The sequence below is a fragment of the Dactylosporangium sp. NPDC050688 genome (assembly GCF_040654515.1).
GTDB lineage: Bacteria > Actinomycetota > Actinomycetes > Mycobacteriales > Micromonosporaceae > Dactylosporangium.
Window position 1 is genome coordinate 191288 of sequence record NZ_JBFAIC010000008.1, and the last position, 23471, is coordinate 214758.

12 protein-coding genes are annotated in these 23471 nt (G+C 74.7%); 1 reads left to right on the forward strand and 11 read right to left on the reverse strand.

All coding sequences use genetic code 11. The features are described from left to right. Nucleotides 1-13: 13 nt before the first annotated feature. The 7 genes from AB0H83_RS10995 to AB0H83_RS11025 all read right to left on the reverse strand — a co-directional run bounded on the left by AB0H83_RS10995 (nt 14) and on the right by AB0H83_RS11025 (nt 19887). Nucleotides 14-808, reverse strand: a complete 795-nt coding sequence (locus AB0H83_RS10995; RefSeq protein WP_360090438.1) for an alpha/beta fold hydrolase — start codon at nt 806-808, stop codon at nt 14-16. Beyond that, a complete protein-coding gene (locus tag AB0H83_RS11000) occupies nt 805-15333 on the reverse strand; it encodes an amino acid adenylation domain-containing protein (RefSeq protein ID WP_360090441.1) in 14529 nt (4842 codons plus the stop codon). Before AB0H83_RS11000 ends, AB0H83_RS10995 begins: the two co-directional genes overlap by 4 nt. A gap of 669 nt (nt 15334-16002) precedes the next feature. After that, the gene (gene tatC / locus AB0H83_RS11005; RefSeq protein WP_360090486.1) at nt 16003-16944 is read right to left on the reverse strand and encodes a twin-arginine translocase subunit TatC; all 942 of its coding nucleotides are present in this window, start codon (nt 16942-16944) and stop codon (nt 16003-16005) included. 77 nt (nt 16945-17021) lie between these two features. Then, on the reverse strand, nt 17022-17288 hold the full coding sequence (gene tatA / locus AB0H83_RS11010; RefSeq protein ID WP_360090444.1) for a Sec-independent protein translocase subunit TatA: 267 nt from the start codon (nt 17286-17288) through the stop codon (nt 17022-17024). Between the two features lie 188 nt (nt 17289-17476). Beyond that, on the reverse strand, nt 17477-17764 hold the full coding sequence (locus tag AB0H83_RS11015; RefSeq protein WP_360090447.1) for a hypothetical protein: 288 nt from the start codon (nt 17762-17764) through the stop codon (nt 17477-17479). Nucleotides 17765-17893: 129 nt separating this feature from the next. Then, a complete protein-coding gene (locus tag AB0H83_RS11020) occupies nt 17894-18859 on the reverse strand; it encodes a WYL domain-containing protein (protein WP_360090450.1) in 966 nt (321 codons plus the stop codon). Beyond that, entirely contained in the window at nt 18856-19887 is a 1032-nt protein-coding gene (locus tag AB0H83_RS11025) for a WYL domain-containing protein (protein ID WP_360090453.1), read from the reverse strand. Before AB0H83_RS11025 ends, AB0H83_RS11020 begins: the two co-directional genes overlap by 4 nt. Before the next feature lie 105 nt (nt 19888-19992). Between AB0H83_RS11025 and AB0H83_RS11030 the strand changes: the two genes are divergently transcribed. Next, nucleotides 19993-21099, forward strand: a complete 1107-nt coding sequence (locus AB0H83_RS11030; protein ID WP_360090456.1) for a DUF3866 family protein — start codon at nt 19993-19995, stop codon at nt 21097-21099. Here AB0H83_RS11030 and AB0H83_RS11035 read toward each other — a convergent pair. The 4 genes from AB0H83_RS11035 to AB0H83_RS11050 all read right to left on the reverse strand — a co-directional run. Beyond that, complete coding sequence (locus tag AB0H83_RS11035; protein ID WP_360090459.1) at nt 21061-21642, reverse strand: hypothetical protein; 582 nt, start codon at nt 21640-21642, stop codon at nt 21061-21063. The two genes, AB0H83_RS11030 and AB0H83_RS11035, sit on opposite strands and share 39 nt — an antisense overlap. After that, nucleotides 21639-21857, reverse strand: a complete 219-nt coding sequence (locus AB0H83_RS11040; RefSeq protein WP_360090462.1) for a hypothetical protein — start codon at nt 21855-21857, stop codon at nt 21639-21641. The genes AB0H83_RS11035 and AB0H83_RS11040 overlap by 4 nt, the downstream gene beginning before the upstream one ends. Nucleotides 21858-21882: 25 nt before the next feature. Beyond that, complete coding sequence (pafA, locus tag AB0H83_RS11045; protein WP_360090465.1) at nt 21883-23241, reverse strand: Pup--protein ligase; 1359 nt, start codon at nt 23239-23241, stop codon at nt 21883-21885. A gap of 35 nt (nt 23242-23276) precedes the next feature. Next, the coding region (locus AB0H83_RS11050) for a dTDP-4-dehydrorhamnose 3,5-epimerase family protein (protein WP_360090468.1) at nt 23277-23471 on the reverse strand (195 nt) is incomplete at its 5' end.

A 23471-nucleotide genomic window follows, 5' to 3' on the forward strand; every position in this document is an offset into this window, starting at 1 on the left:
CTGAGAGGCGGAGCTAGGAGACGGCGGCGGGGCTGCGCAGCCCGGCCTCGGCGCGGAGCCGGTCGAGCACGGCATCGCGGTGGGCGAGCAGGGCGAAGTGGCCGCCCGGCAGGGTGTGGCCGTCGAACGCCGCGGCGCTGCTGCGCCAGCCCTCCGCCCGGCCGAGGTCGAGGCTGCGGTCCTGGTCGCCGACGAACGCGGTGACCGGGCAGCGCAGCGGCGGCCGGCCCGGCGCGGGGCGGTACGCCTCGAGCATCGTCAGGTCGGCGCGCAGCACCGGCAGGTAGGCCCGCAGGATCTCCGGCTGGTCGAGGATCTCCTCCGGGATGCCGCCGTAGCGGCGCTGCAGCAGCGTCACGAACGCGTCGTCGTCGAGCCCGGCCAGGTCCGGCCCGGGCGGGCGGGCGCCCGGCGGGTGGGCGGCGGCCGCGACCAGCCGCACCGGCGGGAGCAGGTACCGCCGCTGCAGGTGGTGCGCGAGCTCGAACGCGACCAGCGCGCCCATGCTGTTGCCGACCAGCGCGAACGGCACGTCGAGCAGCGGCAGCAGGGCCCGGCCCAGCGGCGCGGCGAGCCCGGCGAGGTCGCCGGCGGCCGGTTCGCCGAACCGGCCCTCGCGGCCGGGCAGCTGGACCGCGCACACCTCGACGTCGCCGGAGCCGGCGGGCAGGCCGGTGGTCCAGGCCCGGAACGCCGAGGCGGCGCCGCCGGCGTGCGGCAGGCAGAACACCCGCAGCGCCGGCCGGGGCCCGCCGCCGCGCAGCGGCACCCACGTCGTGTGCTCCGGGGCGCTCCGGTCGCCGGTCATCGCCGCACCACCCGCTCGCGCGCCACCGGCAGGATCTCGGTGCTGACGAAGTCGGACCGCTCGGCGCCCAGCTCGCCGAGGCCCTTGGCGAGGGTGGCGACCGTCGGGCACTCGAAGATCATGCTCAGCGGCATCGCCTTGCCGAGCCGTTCGTTGACCCGGGCGACCACCCGCATCGCGACCAGCGAGTGCCCGCCGAGGGCGAAGAAGTCGTCGTCGACGCCGACCCTCGGCACGCCGAGCACCTCCGCCCAGATCGCGGCGATCCGCTGCTCCAGCTCGCTGCGCGGGGCGACGTAGGGCCGGGCGGCGACGAGGATCTCGGCGTCGTCGCGGGCGCGCAGCGCGGCCACGTCGACCTTGCCGTTCACGCCGGCCGGCAGCTGCGCCAGCGGCACGAACCCGTCCGGCACCATGTAGTGCGGCAGCCGCTCGCGCAGCCGGTCGTGCCACCGCTCGACCGGCGGCGGCCCGTCCGGCCCGGCGTCCTCGCCGGCGGCGACGTAGGCAACCAGGCGGCGCCCGCCCTCGCCCCCGCCGGCGCGGTCCAGCACCACGGCGCTGGCGGCGCCTGTGACCTCGCGGACGGCGGCCTCGACCTCGCCGAGCTCGATCCGGAAGCCGCGCAGCTTCACCTGGGTGTCGGCGCGGCCGAGGTACTCGATGACCGGCCCGTCGCCGCCCGGCCGGTGCCGCACCAGGTCCCCGGTGCGGTAGAGCCGGGCGCCTGGCGTGGCGCTGAACGGGTGCGGCACGAACGCCGCCGCGGTCTCCCGTGCCCGGCCCAGGTAGCCGCGGGCCACGCCCGGCCCGCCGACGTACAGGGTGCCCGGCACGCCCGGCGGCACCAGGCACATCGCGTCGTCGAGCACGTAGGCCTCGGCGCCCGGGTACGGCCCGCCGATGAGGCACCGGAAGTCGTCGCTGCCCGCGGGCGCGTCCGGGCCGGCGTCGCGCACCACGAGGTAGGTGCTGTCGATGGTCGCCTCGGTGAGCCCGTAGGAGTTGATGACCTCGGCGCCGTCCGGCAGCACCGTGCGCAGGTCGGCCAGCTCCTGCTGGTAGATCGTGTCGGAGCCGACGACGACGGTCCGCAGGGTGTCCAGCCGCCGCCCGGCGGCCCGCAGGTGCTGGGCCAGGCCCTTGACGACCAGCGGCACGAACTCGGCGAAGTCGGCCCGCTCCCGGTCGGCGAGCCCGGCCAGCCGCGGCGGGTCCAGCAGCGCCTCGCGCGGGCAGAGCACCAGCTTCGCGCCGGTGCACAGGGCCCGCACGACGTCGCCGGCGAACACGTCGAAGCCGAAGCTCGCCATCTGCAGCACCGCGGTGGTCCGCTCCGCCAGCCGGTAGGCGCGCGCCCAGCCCTCGTACACCGACAGCAGCCCCCGGTGCTCGACCAGGACGCCCTTGGGCCGCCCGGTCGAGCCGGACGTGAACAGCACGTAGGCCAGCGCGCCGGGCTCCGCCTCGTCGTGCGGCGCGGCGGCTGCCTCGGCGTCCACCGGCACGCACTCGACCGGCATGCCGTCCAGCAGGCCGCGGTGGGCCGGGCCGGTGACCACGACGGTGACGGCCGCGTCGGCGAGCATCGCGACCCGCCGCTCCCGGGGGCCGTCGACGTCCAGCGCCACGAACGCGGCGCCGGCCTTCCACACCCCGAGCACCGCGACGATCAGGTCGATGGAGCGCTCCAGGAGGATCCCAACGGCGGCGTCGGTGCCGACCCCCTGCCCGCGCAGCGCACCCGCCAGCCGGTCGGCGCGCGCGTCGAGGTCGCGGTAGCTGAGCCGGTCCTCGCCGTGCACGACCGCGTCGGCGTCGGGGACCCGGCGGGCCTGCGCCTCGATCAGCTCGACGACGGTGCGCGCCCGGGCCGGGCCGGTCGGCTCGCCCACCGCCGCGCGCAGCAGCGCGTCGCGTTCGGCCGCGGTGACCACCGGCACGTCGCCGCAGCGCACGTCCGGGTCCTGCGCCACCGCGGCGAGCAGGCGGCCGAACCGCTCGGCGAGCAGCACCGCGGTGTCGCGGTCGTACAGGTCGGCGCTGTACTCCAGCTCGCCGTCCAGGCCGCCGTCCGGGCGCTCGCGCAGCCCGAAGGACAGGTCGAACTTGGCGGTGGAGGTCTCCTCCGGCTCCTGCCGCATGCTCAGCCCGTCCAGCGCGACCTGGACGCCGGTGGTGTTCTCCAGCGACAGCATCACCTGGAACAGCGGGTGCCGGGACATCACCCGGGCCGGGTTGAGCACCTCGACGAGGCGTTCGAAGGGCACGTCCTGGTGCTCGTACGCGGCGAGGTCGGCCTGCCGGACCCGGCGGACCAGGTCGCGGAAGGTCGGGTCGCCGGAGGTGTCGGCGCGCAGCACCAGCGTGTTGACGAAGAAGCCGACGAGGTCGGTGAGGCTGTCGTCGGTGCGCCCGGCGATCGGCGTGCCGATCGGGATGTCGGTGCCGGCGCCGAGGCGGGTCAGCAGCGCGGCCAGCCCGGCGTGCAGCACCATGAACAGGCTCGCGCCGCACTGCCGGGCGAGGTCCTGCAGCCGCGCGTGCAGCGGCGCCGGCAGCTCGAACGGCACGACCTGCCCGGCGTAGGTGGACTCGGCCGGGCGCGGCCGGTCGGTGGGCAGCGCGAGCTCCTCCGGCAGCCCGGCCAGGGCCGAGCGCCAGTACGCCAGCTGCCGCGACACCGGGCTGGCCGGGTCGTCCTCGCTGCCGAGCAGGTCGCGCTGCCACAGGGTGAAGTCGGCGTACTGGACCGGCAGCGGCGCCCACCCCGGCGCCCGCCCGTGCTGGCGCGCCGTGTAGGCCCGCGCGAGGTCGGCCGCGAGCGGCTCCATCGACCAGGCGTCGGCAGCGATGTGGTGCAGCACCACGGCCACCACGTGCTCCTGCGGGGCGAGCTCGAACAGCCACACCCGGATCGGCGGCTCGGCGGCGAGGTCGAACGCGTGGTTCGCCGCGGCCAGCCGGGCCGCGGGCAGCAGCGCGGGCGTGGTGCGCACGGTGGTGAAGCCGGGCGGTGCGGCACCGGCCGGCACGACCCGCTGCAGCGCCACCCCGTCGACCTCCTCGACGGTGGTCCGCAGGCTCTCGTGCCGCTCGGTCAGGTCGGTGAACGCGGCGCGGAGCGCCTCGACGTCCAGAGCGCCCGTCAGGCGCAGGGACATGGAGATGTTGTAGGTGGCGCTGGGGCCCTCGAACCGGTGCAGGAACCACAGCCGCTGCTGGGCATAGGACAGCGGCACCCGGTCCGGGCGCGGCCGCACGGCCGCCGGCGCGGGGCGCCGCGCCGGGGCGCCGCCGTCCAGCGTCCCGTCCAGCGCGGTGGCCAGGCCCGCGACGGTCGGGGTCTCGAACAGTTGCCGGATGGGCAGCTCCACGCCGAGCGCCGCGCGCACCCGGCTGGCCAGGCGGGTGGCGAGCAGCGAGTGGCCGCCGAGGTCGAAGAAGCTGTCGTCGACACCGACCTCGGCGACGCCGAGGACCTCCGCGAACAGCTCACACAACTGCCGCTCGCGCGGGGTGCGCGGGGCCCGGCCGGCGCCGCCGTCGTGGGCGGGCGCGGGCAGGGCCCGCCGGTCGAGCTTGCCGTTCGGGGTCAGCGGCAGCCGGTCCAGCCGCACCATCGCCGACGGCACCATGTACGCCGGCAGCACCGCGGCCAGGTGGGTGGGCAGGTGGGTGGGCAGGTGGGTGGGCAGGTGGGTGGACAGGTGGGTGGACAGGTGCGCGGGCACGGCGTCGGCGGGGTCGGTGGTGACCACGTACCCGGTCAGGCGCTGGTCGCCGGGGCGGTCCTCGCGCAGCAGCACCGCCGCGTCGGTGACGCCGGGGCAGCCGCGCAGCGCCGCCTCGATCTCGCCGAGCTCGATCCGGAAGCCGCGCAGCTTCACCTGGTGGTCGGCGCGGCCGAGGTATTCCAGTTCGCCGTCGCGGTTCCAGCGGGCCAGGTCGCCGGTGCGGTACATCCGCTGCCCCGGACCGCCGAACGGGTCGGGGACGAACCGGTCCGCGGTCAGCGCCGGGCGGTGCAGGTAGCCGCGGGCCAGGCCGTCGCCGGCCACGAACAGCTCGCCGCGCACCCCGGGCGGCACCGGCCGCAGGCGCTCGTCGAGCACGTAGACCCGCAGGTCCGGCAGGTTGACCCCGATGGTGGAGCCGGTCGCGGCGTCCGCCCGGGCCCGGTCCAGAGCCTGGTAGGACACGTGCACCGTGGTCTCGGTGATGCCGTACATGTTGACCAGCCGGGGCGCGTCGTCGGGGTGGCGGGTGTACCAGTCCCGCAGCCGCGACAGGTCCAGCGCCTCGCCGCCGAAGATCACGTAGCGCAGGTGCAGGCGGCTGCCGGGCGCCTCCCGGTCGGCGGCGGCGAGCTGGTGGAACGCCGACGGCGTCTGGTTGAGCACGGTGACCCGCTCGCGCTCCAGCAGGCGCAGGAAGGCGGCCGGGTCGCGGCTCACCGCGGTGGGCACGATCACCAGGCGGCCGCCGTGCGCGAGGGCGCCCCACAGCTCCCACACGGAGAAGTCGAACGCGTAGGAGTGGAACAGGGTCCAGGTGTCCTGCGGCCCGAACTCGAACCACCGCCGGGCGCCGGCGAACAGCCGGGCCACGTTGTGGTGGCTCACCATGACGCCCTTGGGCCGGCCGGTGGAGCCGGAGGTGTAGATGACGTACGCGGTGTCGTGCGGGTGCAGCGACCGGGGGCGTTCGGCCTGGGTGACGTCGTGCGTGGGCCGGCCGGCGGTGAGGAGCGGGTCGTCGACCGCGAGGTGCGGCACGCCGCCCACCGGCGCGGTGGTGCCCGTGCAGAGCACGGCCGTGGGCGCGGCGTCGGCGAGGATCGCGGCGATGCGCTCCGCGGGGTGGTCCGGCTCGATCGGCAGGTATCCCGCGCCGGTCTTCAGCACCGCGAGCAGCGCCGCGACCAGGTCCGGCGATCGGGGCAGGAGCAGCGCGACGAGCGTGCCGGGCCCGGCGCCGTGCTCCAGCAGCACCCGGGCGAGCCGGTTGGCGCGCGCGTTGAGCGCCGCGTAGGTCTCGGTGCCGGTCCCGTGCACGATCGCGGTCGCTGCCGGGTGGGCCGCCACGGCCCGCTCGAACAGCTCCGGCAGCAGGTCACCGGCCGGGTAGGCGGCAGGCTCGCCGCGGTGGCCGGCGACGGCGGCGGCCCGCTCGGCCGCGTCCAGGACGTCGATGTCGCCGATCGGCAGGTCCGGGTCGGCGGCGACGGCGCGCAGGACACGGGTGAGCCGGTCGGCGACGGCAGCGGCGGTGGCCCGGTCGAACAGGTCGGTGCGGTATTCGACGGTGACGTCCAGCCCGGCCGGGGCGCCGGCGTCCTCGAGCTCGGTGACCTCGAAGGTGAGGTCGGTCTTCACCGCGCCGGTGTGCACGGGGTGGACGGCGACGTCGAGGCCGGGCATGGCCGCGGCGGTGCGCAGCGCGTGCCGCTGGGTGGTGTCGAGGGTGAGCATCACCTGGAACAGCGGGTGGTGGGCCAGGGTCCGGGCCGGGTTGAGGTCCTCGACGAGACGCTCGAAGGGCAGGTCCTGGTGGGCGTACCCGGCCAGGTCGGTGGCGCGGACCCGGCGCAGCAGCTCGGCGAAGCTGGGCTCGCCGCCGGTGTCGACCCGCAGCACCAGGGTGTTGACGAAGAACCCGACGAGGTCGGTGAGGCTGTCGTCGGTGCGCCCGGCGATCGGCGTGCCGATCGGGATGTCGGTGCCGGCGCCGAGCCGGGTGAGCAGCACGGCCAGGGCCGCGTGCAGCACCATGAACGTGGAGGCCTGGTGCTCGCGGCCCAGGTCGCGCAGGGCGGCGTGCAGCTCGGGCGGGACGGTGACGCCGACCCGGTCGCCGTCGTGACCGGCGACCGGCGGGCGGGGCCGGTCGGCCGGCAGGTCGAGCTGCTCCGGCAGCCCGGCGAGGGCCTGCCGCCAGTATTCGAGCTGGACCTGCGCGGTGCTGCCGGGCTCGTCGGCCTGCCCGAGCAGGCGGTGCTGCCAGACGGCGTAGTCGGCGTACTGCACCGGCAGCGGCGTCCAGGCCGGGGCGTGCCCACCGGCCCTGGCCGTGTACGCGGCGGTGAGGTCGGCGGCGAGCGGCCCCATCGACCAGGCGTCGCCGGCGATGTGGTGCAGCAGCAGCGACAGCACGTGGTCGGTGTCGCCGGCCCGCAGCAGGGTCGCGCGCAGCGGCGCCTCGGTCGCGAGGTCGAACTCGTGGCGCACGGCCGCGGCCAGCGCCGCGTCGAGGCCGTCGGGGCCGCAGTCGAGGACGTGCAGCACGGGCCGGTCGCCGCCGGCGGGCAGGACGATCTGGTGGACCCCGTCGGCGTCCTCGGCGAAGACCGTGCGCAGGCTCTCGTGCCGGTCCTGCACGTCGCGCAGCGCCAGGGTCAGCGCCGCGACGTCCAGCGTGCCGCGCAGGCGCAGCGCGCCCGGGATGTTGTACGCCGCGGTGCGCCCCTCCAGCTGGTACAGGAACCACAGCCGCTGCTGGGCGTAGGACGCCGGGACCCGCTGCGGCCGGGCGGTGCCCAGCAGCGCCGGCCGGTCCGGTGCGGCGGCGCCGCCGAGCCGCTCGGCGAGGCCCGCCACGGTCGGCGTCTCGAACACCGCGCGGATCGGCAGCTCGGCGCCGAACTCGGCACGCATCCGGCTCACCAGCCGGGTCGCGAGCAGCGAGTGGCCGCCGGCGGCGAAGAAGTCGGTGGTGACGCCGAGGTCGGGCCGGTCCAGGATCTCCGCGCACATCGCCAGCAGCCGCCGCTCGACCGGGGTCCGCGGCGCGACGTGGTCGCGGCGGGCCCGGCCGGTGGTCAGCGGCAGCGCGGCGAGGGCCTGCCGGTCGGTCTTGCCGCTGGTCAGCACCGGCAGCGCGGGCAGCAGCTCGAAGTGGCCCGGCACGCAGGCCGGCGGCAGCACCGCGCGCAGCCGGCGGGCCAGCTCCTGCGGGTCGAGGGCCTCTCCCGCCAGGTACGCGACGAGCTGCTGGTCGCCGCCCGCGTCGCCGGCCGGGCGGGTGAGGACGGCGGCGTCGGCCACGCCGGGCAGGGCCCGCAGCGCCGCCTCGACCTCACCGAGCTCAACCCGGACGCCGCGCACCTTGACCTGCGTGTCGGCGCGTCCGACGAACTCCAGCTCGCCCCGCGCCGACCAGCGCACGAGGTCGCCGGTGCGGTACATGCGCGCGCCCGGGGCGCCGGCCGGGTCGGGCACGAACGCCGCCGCGGTGAGGTCGGGCCGGTTGAGGTAGCCGCGGCCGACGCCGTTGCCGGCCACGTACAGCTCGCCGGTCTCGCCGGGCGACACCTCCCGCAGCGCGCCGTCCAGGACGTAGGCCCGCACGCCGCTGATCGGGCGGCCGATCGGCACGACCGGCGGCGGGACGGTGCCGGGCCGGCAGCGCCAGAACGTCGACTCGATCGACGCCTCGGTCGGGCCGTACAGGTTGTACAGGTCGATGTCCATGACCTCGCCGAAGCGCTCGACGAGGCCGCTGCCGAGCGTCTCACCGCCGCACAGCACGTGCCGCAGCGTGGTGCAGCCGGCCGCGTCGGGCTCGGCCAGGAACTCGCGCAGGGTGCTGGGCACGAACTGCACCGAGGTGACCCCGGCCCGCTGGATGAGCGAGACCAGGTACCGCGGGTCGTGATGGCCGTCGTGCTCGGCGACGACCAGCACGGCGCCGACGCACAGCGGCCAGAACAGTTCGTGCACCGACGGGTCGAAGGTGAGCGGCGTCTTCAGCAGCGTCCGGTCGCGGGCGGTGAGCCGGATCTCGCTCTGCCACCAGCGCAGCGTGTTGACGATGCCGGTGTGCGGGACGACGACGCCCTTGGGCCGGCCGGTGGAGCCGGAGGTGTAGATGACGTACGCGGCGTTCGCCGGGGTCAGGCCGCGACCCTGGTCGCCGAGGTCGCCGGTGCCGTGCCCGGCCAGCGCGGCGACGGTGGCCGGGTCGTCCAGCACCACCACCCGCACGCCGTCCACGGCCGGCACCTGCGGCGCCGCCTCGGCGGTGGTCAGCACCACGACGGGCCGGGCATCGCCGAGCAGCTGCGCCAGCCGGGCCGGCGGATGGGCGATGTCCAGCGGCAGGAACGCCGCGCCGGCCTTGCCGGTGGCCAGCGCCGCGACGACCAGGTCGGTGGAGCGGGGCACGGCGAGGGCGACGATGCGCTCGGGGCCGGCGCCGTGCTCGCGCAGCAGCCGGGCCAGCCGGTTGGTGCGCGCATTGAGCGCCGCGTAGGTCAGCGTCTCGTCGCGGTACATGACGGCGGTCGCCTCGGGTGTGCGCCGGGCCTGCGCCTCGAACCACGCCGGCAGCGTCGCCTCCACGATCGGGCCGGCCCCGTCCCCGGGCTCGGGCTCGGCCCCGGCCTCCACCGGCGCGGCCGGCCGGACCAGCCGCTCGACCGGCGCGTCCGGGTCGGTGAGCAGCTCGTCGAGCAGCCGCTGGTAGGCGTCGATGTGCCCGCGGGCGGTGGACTCGTCGAAGATTTCCGCGTCGTACTCGAACGTGATCGTCATGGCGCGGCCTACGCAGAGGATGTCGACCTCGAAGTCCGCCTTCGAGTAGCGCCGCGACGTGCGCAGCACCCGCAGGTCCAGGCCGTCGACGGACGGGACGGCGGCCGGCCGGTCGAGGTTGAAGAACGAGCCGAACAGCCGAAGCCCCGGCGCGAGACCGGCCAGGTGCGGGCGGACCGCCTCGACGGTGAAGCCGGGGTGCTCGTACGCCTCGACCAGCGTGCGCTGGATGCCTTCGACGTAGTGCCGGGCGCTGCCGCCGCGGGTCAGCCGGCTGCGCACCGGCAGGACGGTGCTGCAGTTGCCCACGAGCCGGTCGTCGCCGTCGTGGTCGCGCAGGGCCAGCGGCACGCCGACGACCACGTCGTCCTGGCCGGCGAGGCGGTGCAGCAGCAGGCCGTAGGCGGCGAACATGACGGTGAAGGTGGTGACGCCCCAGCCGCGGCTCCGCTCGGTCACCAGGTCCGCGATGCGCTGGTCGACGGCGAGCTCGATCCGCCCGCCGCGGCGTGCGGTCCGCGCCGGCCGGGGGCGGTCCGCCGGCAGGTGCAGGACCGGGAAGCCGTCGGCGAAGCGGGCCGCCCAGTACGCGGCGTCGGCGCTGCCGTCGCGTTCCTGCTGCCGCCGCACGAAGTCGCGGTAGCGGGCCGGCGCCGGCAGCGAGGGCCGAGTGCCGGCGCGGCGCGCGGCGTAGCCGCGCACGAGCTCGTCGAGCACGACCGCGAACGACCAGCCGTCGATGACCGAGTGGTGCACCGCCAGGTACAGCTGGTGGTGCGCCGGAGCGTGCCGCAGCAGCGCGGCCCGGAGCACCGGACCACCGGCGAGGTCGAACACCTCGCCGGCCCGCTCCCGTAGCCAGGCCCGCGCCGGCCCGTCACCGGTGACGTCGACGACCGGCAACGCAACCGGCGACGGCGGGGTGACCCGCTGGCCGGAACCGTCGGTGGCGAAGACGGTGCGGAGGCTGTCGTGCCGCGCGACGACCTCGTCGAGCGCGGCGTGCAGCGCCGCGGCGTCCAGCTCGCCGCGCAGATCGAGCAGGATCGTCTCGTTGTAGGCCAGGGAGTGCTCCGGGCTCATCTGGTCGAGCAGCCAGATGTCGCGCTGCGCGTCGCTCAGCGGGTACAGGTCCTCGTTCCCGGCATTCCCGGCCCCGTTGAAGAACCCGGCCGCGGTCATGGCCGCGACGGTCTCGGCGACGGCGGCCACGATCCGGTCGACGTCGGCGTCGGTGTGGGCAAGGGACAGGAAGCAGTTGCGCCCCTCCCAGATGTACAGGCCGCGCTCGATGAGCATGGCGTAGAACAGCTCGACGGTGTCCGACAGCGGCGCCTCCTGCAGGAAGCGCAGGCGGAACAGCGAGCCGAACACGCCGGTGCGGACCGGCACCCCGGCCGCGGCGAACACGGCGTCCAGGCGCCGCCCGAGCTCGGCGGTGCGGTCGTTGAGCTCCCGCTGCAGCGCCGGGCCGCGCCGGCGCAGCTCCTGCAGCACCGCCCGGCCCGCGACCATCGCCAAGGGGTGCTTGCAGAACGTGCCGGTGAAGAAGGTGCGCACCGAGTGCGGGTAGGGCGCGCCGTCGAACTGCCAGGCGCCGCCGTCGACGGCGTTGAGGAACCGGGCCGCGCCGGCCACCACGCCGATCGGCATCCCGCCGCCGACGACCTTGCCGTAGGTGGTGAGGTCCGCCTCGACGCCGAACAGGGCCTGCGCGCCGCCCGGGTGCATGCGGAAGCCGGTGATCACCTCGTCGAAGATCAGCGGCACGCCGGTCTGCTCGGTCAACCGGCGCAGCTCGCGCAGGAACTCGACCGGCTGGTGGTCGGGGCGGCGGCTCTGCACCGGCTCGACCAGCACCGCGGCCAGCTCGCCCGCGCGCTCGCGCAGCACGTCGAGCGATGCCTCGTCGCCGTACGGCAGCACCAGGGCGTTGGCGCTGACCTCGGGCGGCACGCCGGGCGCCATCGGCACCGACTCCCCCGAGGCGCCCTCGATGTCCTGGCGGGCGAGGATCGGGTCGGCCGAGCCGTGGTACGCCCCGGCGAACAGCGCGATCCGGTTGCGGCCGGTGACCGCGCGGGCCAGCCGGACGGCCACCGCGACCGCCTCGGAGCCGGTGTTGCAGAACAGCACCCGCTCCTTGCCGGTCAGCTCCCGGATCAGGCCGGCGAGCTCGGCCGCGAGGGGCGTGTGCGGACCCAGCTGCATGCCCTTGCCCGCGCCGAGCTGCGCGACGATCGCCTCGTTGATGAACGGCTCGTTGTGCCCGAACAGGTTGACCCCGAAGCCCATGGTGAGGTCGATGTACTCGTTGCCGTCGACGTCGAACACCCTGGCGCCCTGCGAGCCGGACACGACGATCGGGTAGCGGGTGTCGCGCAGGTGCGGGTACGGCTGGGCGGTGTGCCGGACGTCGGCGTGCCCGGCCCGCTCGGCGGCGGCCTGCGCCATCGAGCCCCGGGTGCGGGCGGTGTACCTGGCCACGAGCGCCTCGGCGAAGGCACGCTGGGCGTCGCTCATCCGGGCCTTCGGGGCGGGCGCGGCGGGCCGGAACGCGACGTAGGTGTCCGCGGGTGCGAGCGCGGGCACCGGCGACCGCTGCGGCTGCTCCGGCTGCTGCGGCCTTCCCTGCACCTCCGGCCGCCCCGGTTGCGGTGCCGCCGTGCCGATCGCGTCGTAGGCACGGTGCATGAGCTTGAGGTGGTCGTCCATCACCCGCAGGTGCGCGTCCAGGATGCGGGCAAGCTCGCCGGTCGGTGCCGTGCTCATCGCCGCCGGTGCCGCGCTCACCACCGCGGGCGCCGCCGGGCGCTTCGTGTAGCGCTCCAGCACGTCGGCGGGCGCGTGCGCACGCAGGTACACCGCCAGCCGCCGCAGCGTGTTGAGCTCCTCGAAGAGCTGGCTGATCGGCACAGCGACACCGAAGGTCTTCTGGATGGTCTGCAGCGTCTGGAACAGCGTCATGGAGTCGGCGCCCAGCTCCAGGAACGACAGGTCGGGATCGACCGCACCGTCGTGCTCGAGCAGCGTCGACACGACCTGCCCGAGCGCGGCCAGGATCGGGTCCTGCGAGGGTGTCTCAGTCTCCACGATGACCTCGGATGTCTGGGTTTCGGGCGGCGGCGCCGCGGCCGGCAGCCAGTGTCGTTTGCGTTCGAACGGATACGTGGGCAGCGGCAACCGCGCCCGCCGGTGCCCGCGGTGCACGCCGGGCCAGTCCACGGTGCGGCCCGCGGCGTGCAGCCGGGCCAGCCCTTCGGTGAGGACGTCCCAGTCGGCAACGCCGCGGCGCAGCGACGGCACCCACAGCCCGGCGCCGATCGCGCGCCGGCCCATGCCGAGCAGCGCCTGCTGCGGGCCCACCTCGATGAACGTGGTGCAGCCGCGCCCGGCCAGGGTGCGCAGCCCGTCGGCGAAGCGCACCGGCGCCTCGACGTGCCGCTCCCAGTACGCGGCGTCCGGCGCGTGCACTTGTCCGTCCAGGTCGCTGACCAGGTCGATGGCCGGCGGCCGGTACGCGACGCTGCGGGTCACCGGCGCGAACGCCTCGCGGGCGGCGCGCATCATCGGCGAGTGGAACGCGTGCCCGGCGACGACCGGGCGGTTGCCGACGCCGCCGGCCTCCAGCCGCTGCCGCAGCGCCGTCACCGCGTCCGCGGGGCCGGCGACGGTGACCTGCTCGGCGCCGTTGACCGCGGCGACGGCCAGCACGTCCTCGAGGCCGCACCCGGCGATCGCGGCGCGCACGGCGGCCTCGCCGGTGAACACCGCGAGCATCGCGCCGGCGCCGCCCAGCCGGGCGACGAGGCGGCCGCGCCGGGCCGCCAGCCGCAGCCCGTCGGCCAGATCGAGCACGTCGGCGACGCACGCCGCGGCGAGAGCGCCGATGCTGTGCCCGAGCAGCAGGTCCGGTCGCACGCCCCAGCTCATCCACAGCCGGGCCAGCGCGTATTCGATCGCCACCAGGGCCGGCTGGGTGAACTCGGTGCGGTCCAGCAGGTCCTGCTCGCCGGGCGCGGGGAAGAGCAGCGCCGTCAGCGGGCGCTCCAGCTCGTCCTCGAGGATGTCGCTGCAGCGGATCAGCTCCTCGCGGAACAGCTCGTTCGTGACGTACAGCTGCCGGCCCATGCCGGCGAACTGGGCACCCTGCCCGCTGAACAGGAACGCCACCCGTCCACCGTCGCCGTGCTTCGTGGTGTCGTGCACAGTGGCGTCACTGCCGGCCGCGAGGGCGTCCAGGGCGGCGAGCGCGTCGTCGTGGCCGGTGACCGGCAGCGCCGCCCGGTGGCGCAGTTGGGCGCGGCCGACGTTGGTGGTGTGGCAGACGTCGTCGATGCCGAGGCCGGGATTCGCGCGCAGGTGGGCGGCGTACCGGGCGGCGAGGCCGCGCAGCGCGGGCCCGGTGCGGGCGCTGACGGTGAGCACGTGCCGGGGCCGCTCGTCGCCGCGCGGGACCGGCCCGGCGGGCGGCGCCTCCTGCACGATGACGTGCGCGTTCGTGCCGCCGAAGCCGAACGAGCTGACCCCGGCGGTCAGCCGCGCCCCGCGCGGGGCCCAGTCCCGGCCGCTGACCGGGATCTCGTAGGCGCCGCCGGCGGGCAGCTGCGGGTTGCGCTCGCGCAGGTGCAGGTGGGCCGGCACCCGCCGGTGCTGCGCCATCAGCACGACCTTGAGCAGGCCGGCGATGCCGGCCGCGGCCTCGGTGTGCCCGATGTTCGTCTTCACCGAGCCGAGCAGGAACGGCGTGCCGGGGCCACCCCCGTCGTCGCCGGCTTCGTCGTCGCCGGCTTCGCTGTCGCCGGCTTCGCTGTCGCTGGCGAGGACCGAGGTCAGGGCGCGGACCTCGATCGGGTCACCGAGCGGGGTGCCGGTGCCGTGCGCCTCGACGTACCCGACCTCGGCCGGCGCCACGCCCGCGTCCCGCAGTGCCGCACGCACCACCCGCTGCTGCGCGGCGCCGCTGGGCGCGGTCAGCCCGTTGCTGCGGCCGTCCTGGTTGACCGCCGAGCCGCGGATGACGGCCAGCACCGGGTCACCGTCGCGCAGCGCGGCGCTGAGCAGCTTCAGCACCACGACCCCGCAGCCCTCGGCCCGGGCGTACCCGTCGGCGGCGGCATCGAACGTCTTGCACCGCCCGTCGGCGGCCATCATGCCGGCGCTGGCGAACACCTCGGTGATGCCGGGCGCCCGCACCAGGTTCACCCCGCCGGCCAGCGCCGTCGTGCACTCCCCCGACCGCAGGCTGCGCGCCGCCAGGTGCACCGCGACCAGCGACGACGAGCACGCCGTGTCGACCGCCAGGCTCGGCCCGTCCAGATCCAGGAAGTACGACAACCGGTTCGCCGCGATGCTCAGCGCCTGCCCGGTCGCGCTGTACGGGCTGAGCGGCGTGCCCTCCGCGGCCTGCAACCGCCCGTAGTCGCTGCCGCTGATCCCGACGAACACCCCGGTCCGGCTGCCGGCCAGCGACGTGGGCGCGATCGCCGCGTGCTCCAGCGCCTCCCACGCCACCTCCAGCAGTAGCCGGTGCTGCGGGTCGATGTGCGCGGCCTCCTTCGCCGAGATGCCGAAGAACTCCGCGTCGAACGCCTCGATCTGCCGCAGGCTGCGCCCCGGCGCCTCCCGCCCTTGCTCGAGCAGCGCCCAGAACTCCTCCAGGCTGTCCGCACCCGGGAACCGGCAGCTCGCCCCGACGACGGCGACCGCGTCGCCCTCGGCCACCGCACCGGGCTCCTGGGCTTCCGCGCTCCTGGTCCCGGTCAGCGCGGCGGCCAGCAGCCGCGGCGTGGGGTGCTCCCAGAACAGCACCGGCGACAGCGGCCGCTGCACCAGCTCCTCCAGCTCGCCCATGAGCGTCAACGCGTCCCGCGACGAGAACCCGAAGTCGCTCAGCACCGCGTCCCGGTCGACCTCGCTCGCGGCCACCCCGGCCCGCTCCGCCAGCCGCGCGACGATCCACGCCTCGACATCGGGTTTCGCTGGCTCCACGTCGGGCTCCTCGGCTGAGGCGGCAGCACCACGGCACCCCGTACGCCGGGTGTCGGCCTGGATCTGCTGGATATGTGTGAGATGGCCGCAGTCGGCTCGTGACCCTGCGACAGTGCCATTGGATCTGCGCACCCACCTCCGGTAAATCCCGCCAGGGCTTCTCTAGAAGATCTCCTAAACTGCCGCCCACCAGCACCGCGACGCCCGCCACCCCCGGCCATCGACCACCGCCGCTCCGCCAGCCCGGGAGTCCCCCGGCCAATCGATCGACCCCGGTCGTTCTGGTGCGGGTAGGTGCAGCTCGGCGAGGACGGCGCGCGGCATTGCGGGTGCGGTCGCCGCCACGGTTGCGCCGACGCCGGCGGGGAGCAGGGTCGCGGCGGCGCGTTGCAGTGTCCGCATCCGGATGCGGAGCGCTTCCCGGCACCCGCCGGCGGCCGGCGCCCTCCACCGGCCAGTCCGGCGTGCCGCCGGGCGGGACCGGCCCGGGCGCCCGCGCGGTCAGGCATACACCCCGGCCGGGTCGACGCCGATGCGGACCCGGGCGTGGACCGCGACGAGCCGGTGAACGAGGAGCGCGTCGTGGGTGCCGGTGTGGGGCCTGGTCAGGAAGGCGCGCGCCCGCCGGGGCAGGAGCCGGCGGGCGCGGGAAGCTGAGCAGCGGAAGCGCTACGTGATGTCGTCGTAGCGGCTGTCGAGGGACCTGGGGCGCTCGACCGGGGTCGGGGCGTCCACCGGGGTCGGGGGCTCGACCGGGTCGTAGCCACCGACGGAGGTCGCGGCCGCGACCGGCTCAGGCGTGTAGTCGTCGAGCGAGGAGATTTCGTCGTCGCTGAGGTCCGCGTAGGACGGCCGGTTCCGGCCGCGCCTGCGATCATTGAACATCGCAAAGCCGACGGCCCCGAAATAGAGCATCGACAGCGCCAGCGCGAGTGCGGTCATGCCGAACGGGTCTGCCGTCGGGGTGGCGATGGCGGCGAAGACGAACGTGGTGAAGACCGCGAAGCGCCACCAGCTCAGCAGCTTCCGGCCGCTCACGACACCCGCGATGTTGGCGAGCATGACACCGAGCGGGAACTCGAAGGCCAAACCGAACACCAGCATCATGCCGGTGACGAAGTCGACGTAGCGCGTGATCTCCAGGGTGGTGGAGATGTCCGGGCCCGTCATGTTCAGCAGGAAGATCAGGCCCTCGGAGACCACCACGAAGGACAGGTAGGCGCCGGCGGCGAACAGTGGGCCGGCGAGCCCGCCGAACAGATACGCCCATCGACGCTCGTGCCGGTGCAGGCCCGGCGCGATGAACGCCCAGAGCTGGTAGAGCCAGATCGGGCCGGCCAGGATCAGCCCGAGCCACAGCGACAGCTTGAGCTTCAGCACCAGCACGTCCGTGACGCCCAGCTGGACGAATGGGCACTTGTAGCCGTCCGGCAGCGTGTGGGTGGAAGACTCCTTGATCGCCTTGGCGACCATCAGGTCGCAGTAGGGCTGCTGGATGAAGTTGAGCACCGGCTCGGCCAGGAACCACGCGACGATCGTGCCGAGCAGAATCGCGACGCACGCCCTGAAAAGCCGCGTACGCAGCTCTCGCAGGTGCTCCATGAGCGTCATGGAGCCGTCTGCGGCGCGCGCGAACTGCGACGGCTCCTTTCGCCGCCGGGCGAGGATACTCACGACGGAACGGCGCCTCAGCGCTCGTTGACGCGGTTGACCGGGTCGACGGTCGGAGTCGGCGACGGCTTGTTGTCGTCAATGGTGCCCGACAGCGGCGCCCGGCCTGCCTGCGCCTCCGCCTTGGCATCGACGTCGTCGTCGGCGAGCCCCTTGGTCTCGGCCTTGATGATGCGCAGCGAACGACCCAGCGACCGCGCCGCGTCAGGCAGACGCTTGGCGCCGAAGAGCAGGATCAGCACCACTACGAGCACAATGATGTGCCACGGCCTGAGTGCACCCATGTGAAGCCACCTCACAGTCTTGTATTGCCCGACCCATCGTACTGGTGACATCGGGTGACGGGCAGAGGCCGGGTGGCGCCAAGGCGTCCGGCCGCTGAAGTCCTGACGAGTGTTGACGCTGGAACGCCCGATCGTCAACCATCCGTCCGGACAAAGGCGCTATTTGCCCGGTTAATCCGCCAGGATTCTTAACTGTTACCGGCGGGGCGCTGATCAGCGTCTTCGAGCTCGCCGCGGCGTGCCTGGATGATCAACGCCTGCTCCTGCATGGCCTCCAGGCGGGGCTGCATCGCCTCGGCGGTCTGCTGCAGGCGGATCAGGTGGGGCAGCAGTCGCTGCTGACCGTCGAGCAGACGGCGCTGCAGCGACAGCGCGGTGTTATCGAACTGACGCACGCGGGCCGCCGTGGGCATCACGACCGCGATGAGCACGACAAGCGAGAGCAGGACGACGCCACCCGAGATCCACCAGAGCACGCACCGACCTTAATGCACCGCCAGAGCCCCGGCAGCGCGGCGCACGGGGCGCACCGCAGCGCGGGCGCACCGGGGCATGAGCGCACTGCGGCACGGGCGCACCGCGGCACGGCGGTGTCAGGCGTCAGGTCACGGCAGGGCGGGCACCGGGGCGTCGTAGGCGGCCAGGGCGGCCTGCGCCTCCTGCGCCACCGACGCGGCCAGCTCCGGCGGCGCCACGACCGACACCTCGGCGCCGAGCCCGAGCACCATCCGCCGGGCCCAGTCCAGGTCGGAGGCGCGCAGCGACACCGTCCAGTGCTCCCCCGCCCCCCGCACGACCTCCTCGCACGGATACTGCTCGGTGATCCACCGGGCGCCCCGGCCGACCCGCAGCGTGATGAGCGGCAGGTCGGGCGTGGGGCGGAACAGGGTGCCGGTGCGCGTGTCGGTGGGCTGGGCCTGCACGGGCACCCGGGCGGGCTCGTCGAGCTCGGTGGAGGCGTCGATGCGGTCGACCCGGAAGAGCCGGACCGCCTGGGCGCGGCGGCACCACGCCTCCAGGTAGGCCCAGCGGCCGACGACGAGGACACGCATCGGGTCGACGACGCGCTCGGTGGTCTCGTCGCGGGTCGCGGTGTAATACGTGATCCGCAGCGCGTGGCGGCGTTCGACGGCGCCGCGCAGCTCCTCGAGGCGGTCGGCGTTGCCGGGCAGGCGCACGGCGACGGGCGCGTCGGCGAGGTCGCCGGCGGCGTGCTCGATCTTGGCGAGGGCGCGGTGGACGCCGTCGCGCTGGGCGACGCCCGGGGTCTCGGCGAGCATGCGCAGCGCGACGATGAGCGCGAGCGCCTCGTCGGGCGTGAGGCGCAGCGGCCGGTCGATGCCGGCGTCGTAGGTGACGGTGACGCCGTCGCCGATGAACGCCATGTCGATGAGGTCGCCGGGGCCGTAGCCCGGCAGCCCGCACAGCCACAGCAGCTCGAGGTCGTCGCGCAGCTGGCGCTCGGTGATGTCGTGGTCCTCGGCTGCCTCCGCGAGGGTGATCCCGGGCCTGGCCTGCAGATACGGCACGAGGTTGAGCAGCCGACCGAGCCGGTCCACGGACGTGGTCACACCGCCACCTCCGTCCGGTCGGTCACCTGCGGGGCCGCGCCCGGCAGGCCGGGGGCGCCGGCGACGATCGCCTTGAGCCGCTTGACGACCTCCTCGCGCAGCTCGGGCGGGTCGAGCACGACGACGTCGGCGCCGTAGCCGACCAGCCAGCCGGCGAAGAAGTCGACGTCGGCGTAGCGCAGCGTGAGCCGGTCGCCGTCGGGGCTGTCCACACCCGCAGGCACGCACGTCTCCGCCCACCGGCGCACCCCGGCGGCGCGCCCGGGGCGGGCCAGGACGGTGGCGCTGCCGGTGCGCTCGACCGGGCCGCTGGTCTTCGCGACGTAGGCGATGAGGTCGACCTTGGGTGGCTCGTACGCCCCGCGCCGGCCGACCCTGCGCACCCCGCTGACGATCCGGGACAGCCGGAAGCAGCGCTCGGCGCCGCGCTCCAGGTCGTGGCCGACGACATACCAGCGGCCGCGCCAGCACACCACGCCCCACGGCTGCAGCTTGCGGGCGCGGGCGGCGTCGCGCTCGGGCACGTGGTAGTCGAACGTGACCGCCTGCCGGTCGCGGACGGCCGCGGTGAGCGGCTCGAACGCGGGGTCGACGGTGACCACGGCCTCCACGCCGAGCGTGGCGTGCGGGTCGACGTCGATGCCGCCGGCGCGCAGCTTCGCCAGGCCGGAGGACGCGGCGGCGGCGAGGCCGGTCTGCTGCCAGAGGCGGGCGGCGATGCCGACGGCGGCCGCCTCGTCGGGGGCGAGGGGGATGTCGGGCAGCGCATACTCGCGGCGGGCGATGCGGTAGCCGGGCTCGTTGTCCCACACCGACGGCGTGCCGATCTCCAGGGGCACGCCGAGCTCGCGCAGCTCGGCCTTGTCCCGCTCGAACTTGCGCTGGAACGCCTCGTGGTCGCGCTCGTCCTCGGGGTCGTGCTCGTAGCCGGGCACGATGGAGGCGATCTGACCGGCGGTCAGGAAGCGGCGTGTCGAGAGCAGGCAGATCACCAGATTGACCAGGCGCTCGGTTCGGGTCCGCGACACGCCAGCGAACCTACCAGCCCGAACGCCCAAACGGCGTCGCCCACACGGTGACTGAACGTAGCGTCACAGCGCGGACACGCCATGCTGACACGGTAGGTTGTGCCGATGATCCGTTGGCGCTGGGGAACGGTCGTCGCGCCCCGTACATCGTGGCAGGGCAGCGTCGAGGTGCAGGTGGCCCTGGAGGCGCGCCGGCCGGACGACCCGGAGCAGGTGCGGGCCCTGGCATATCCGGCCCTGGTCGGCGAGCCACGGGTCGGCGACCGGGTGCTGCTCAACGTCAACGCGCTCGCGCTGGGTCTCGGCACCGGCGGGTACGCGCTGATCGTCGCCATCCCGGACCGCCTGCCGGAGGACGTCGACGCCCCCGGGCACGTGGTCAAAGCGCGGTACACGCCCCTGCAGGCGGTGGTGCTCGCCGCGGACGAGGAGGCCTCGCCGCTGCGCGCCGCGCTCGCCGACAAGACAGATATATCCGGTATGCCCGTTGTGGTGGCGGACCTGCACTCGGCGCTGCCCGCGGTCCTCGCCGGGATCCTCGCCGACCGGCCCGCCGCCAGGGTCGCGTACGTGATGACCGACGGCGGCGCGCTGCCCGCCTGGTTCTCCCGGACCCTCGACGCGCTGCGTCCGCTGCTGGCCGGCACGGTCACCACCGGCCAGGCGTTCGGCGGCGACCTGGAGTCGACGAACGTGCACAGCGGCCTGCTCGCCGCCCGCCACGGCCTCGGCGCCGACCTGGCGGTCGTCACGCAGGGCCCCGGCAACCTGGGCACCGGCACGTCGTGGGGCTTCTCCGGGGTCGCCGCCGGCGAGGCGGTCAACGCCGTCGCCGCGCTCGGCGGCCGGCCGGTCGCCGCGCCGCGCATCTCCGACGCGGACCCGCGCCCGCGCCACCGGGGCGTGTCGCACCACAGCCTGACCGCGTTCGGGCGGGTCGCGCTCGCGCCGGCGGACCTCGCCGTGCCGTCGGACCTGCCCGAAGAGCTGGCGGTGGTCGTACACGGGAAACTGCGGCCGCTGTGTCCGCCGCACCGCGTGATGACGGCCCCGTCGCAGGACCTCGAGCCGGCGCTGCTGGCGCTGCCGGTGAAGCTGTCGACGATGGGCCGTGGCTATCAGCAGGACCGGGCGTACTTCCTGTCGGCGGCGGCCGCCGGGCGGGTCGCCGCGTCAGGCCTTGGCGAGGGCGGCGTTGGCGACGGCCTGTAGCTGGTTGAGGTGGTTGGCCTCGGGGGCGGCGGCCGCGACCAGGTAGACCGCGACGATCGCCTTGCCGCGGCGGGCCAGCAGGGTCTTGGTCCGGTCGCTGAGCGCGGCCTCGCCGACGCCGCCGACCGCCTCGAGGGACTTGATCGTCGTCCAGAGCTTCTGCGACTGGGCGGCGTCGGGGAACGTGAGCGCGACGACGGTGACCTGGTCGCCGGCGCCGTTGCCGAACGGGCACATGCGGGCGCGGGCGTTGAGGCCGAGGCTCTGCACGGCCTGTCCGTACTGGGCGACCGCGGCGGCGCCGTCGCCGGTGCTGGGCTGCACGGCCAGCCCGGTGGCCTTCTGCACCTGGGCGGCGGTGACGAGGCCCTGGCAGCCGTCGGAGTTGACCACCGGCGGCAGGCTCGGCGAGGGCAGCGGCAGCGCCGACGCCTCCCCGGTGACGGTGGGGCCGGCGGGCAGCGGGGTGCGGCGCTCGCCGTCGTCCGTGCAGCCGGCGAGCAGCAGGCAGGCGGTGGCCGCGGTGGCCGCGAAGCGCCTCACGAGTAGACCACCAGCGCGGTCATGACGGCGATGATGAGCACGAGGGTGAGCGCGAGGACCCAGGTCGGGATCGCCGGGCCCTCGGTGCGGTTGCGCTCGATCTCCTCGCGGATGCGCTGCAGCCGGCGACCGTGACGGGTGGACCGCGGCTTGTCCGGGTTGTCACTCGCCTTCGGCTTGGGGGCGGGCTGACCGGCGGGAATCTCGTCGTCCATAGCGCCGGTCAGCCTAACCCAACGTTCACATACTGGCGATCAGCCGGTCGACGCGCTCGTCGTAGGCCCGGAACGGGTCCTTGCACAGCACGGTGCGCTGCGCCTGGTCGTTGAGCTTCAGGTGGACCCAGTCGACGGTGAAGTCGCGGCGGCGCTCCTGCGCGTGCCGGATGAACTCACCGCGCAGGCGGGCCCGCGTGGTCTGCGGCGGGGTCTCCTTGGCCTCGAAGATGTCGAGGTCGGTGGCGACCCGGTCGACCTTGCCCCGGCGCTCCAGCAGGCCGTAGAGGCCCCGGCCGCGGCGCAGGTCGTGATACGCCAGGTCCATCTGCGCGACCCGCGGGTGCGACAGCGGCAGGTCGTGCTTCTGCTGGTAGCGCTCGATGAGCCCGAGCTTGGTCACCCAGTCGATCTCGCGCTCGACGCCCTTGAGGTTGCCGGTCTCGACCGCGTTGAGCACCCGGCCCCACAGCTCCATGACCCGCTTGGTCGCCGCGTCGGCGCCGCGCCGGTCGAGGAACTCGGTGGCCTTGTCGAAGTACTCCTGCTGGATCTCCAGCGCGCTGACCTCCTTGCCGCTGGCCAGGCGGACCCGGCGCCGGCCGGTGATGTCGTGGGACACCTCCCGGATGGCGCGGATCGGGTTCTCCAGCGACAGGTCGCGCATGGCGACGCCGGCCTCGATCATCCGCAGCACGATGTCGGCGGTGCCGACCTTGAGCAGCGTGGTGACCTCGTTCATGTTGGAGTCGCCGACGATGACGTGCAGGCGGCGGTACCGCTCGGCGTCGGCGTGCGGCTCGTCGCGGGTGTTGATGATCGGGCGGGAGCGGGTGGTCGCCGAGGAGACACCCTCCCAGATGTGCTCGGCGCGCTGCGAGAGGCAGTAGACGGCGCCGCGCGGGGTCTGCAGCACCTTGCCGGCGCCGCAGATGAGCTGGCGGGTGACGAGGAACGGGATCAGGATGTCGGCGAGGCGTCCGAACTCGCCGTGCCGGCTGACCAGGTAGTTCTCGTGGCAGCCGTAGGAGTTGCCGGCGGAGTCGGTGTTGTTCTTGAACAGGTAGATCTCGCCCGCGATCCCCTCGTCGTGCAGCCGGCGCTCGGCGTCGACCAGCAGGCCTTCGAGGATCCGCTCGCCGGCCCGGTCGTGCACGACCAGGTCGGGCACCGAGTCGCACTCGGGCGTCGCGTATTCCGGGTGGGAGCCGACATCCAGGTAGAGGCGCGCGCCGTTGCGCAGGAACACGTTGCTGGAACGGCCCCACGACACGACGCGCCGGAACAGATAGCGGGCGACCTCGTCGGGGGACAGGCGGCGCTGTCCCCGATAGGTGCACGTGACCCCGTATTCGGTCTCAAGGCCGAAAATTCGCCGGTCCATGTACGAACATTAGCCGCCTGAACGCCGATCCGGCCCTATTGCGCCCGCAGACTTTGCGTATACGCCTCGCAGGTGGCGAGGTCCGGCAGCCGTCCGGCGTCGCGCATCTGCGCCAGCGACGGGGCGGCGGCGTCGCGGGCGGACAGCTGCGGCTCCTCGACCGGCCACACGATGCCGAGGTCCGGGTCGAGGGGGTGGATGCCGTGCTCCCCCGTCGGGTTGTAGCTCTC

What these genes read in the sequence shown, in the direction of transcription:
- AB0H83_RS10995 (WP_360090438.1), bottom strand. Translation starts at nt 808, where the DNA reads ATGACCGGCGACCGGAGCGCCCCGGAGCACACGACGTGGGTGCCGCTG.
- tatC (WP_360090486.1), bottom strand. Translation starts at nt 16,944, where the DNA reads ATGACGCTCATGGAGCACCTGCGAGAGCTGCGTACGCGGCTTTTCAGG.
- tatA (WP_360090444.1), bottom strand. Translation starts at nt 17,288, where the DNA reads ATGGGTGCACTCAGGCCGTGGCACATCATTGTGCTCGTAGTGGTGCTG.
- AB0H83_RS11030 (WP_360090456.1), top strand. Translation starts at nt 19,993, where the DNA reads ATGATCCGTTGGCGCTGGGGAACGGTCGTCGCGCCCCGTACATCGTGG.
- AB0H83_RS11040 (WP_360090462.1), bottom strand. Translation starts at nt 21,857, where the DNA reads ATGGACGACGAGATTCCCGCCGGTCAGCCCGCCCCCAAGCCGAAGGCG.
- pafA (WP_360090465.1), bottom strand. Translation starts at nt 23,241, where the DNA reads ATGGACCGGCGAATTTTCGGCCTTGAGACCGAATACGGGGTCACGTGC.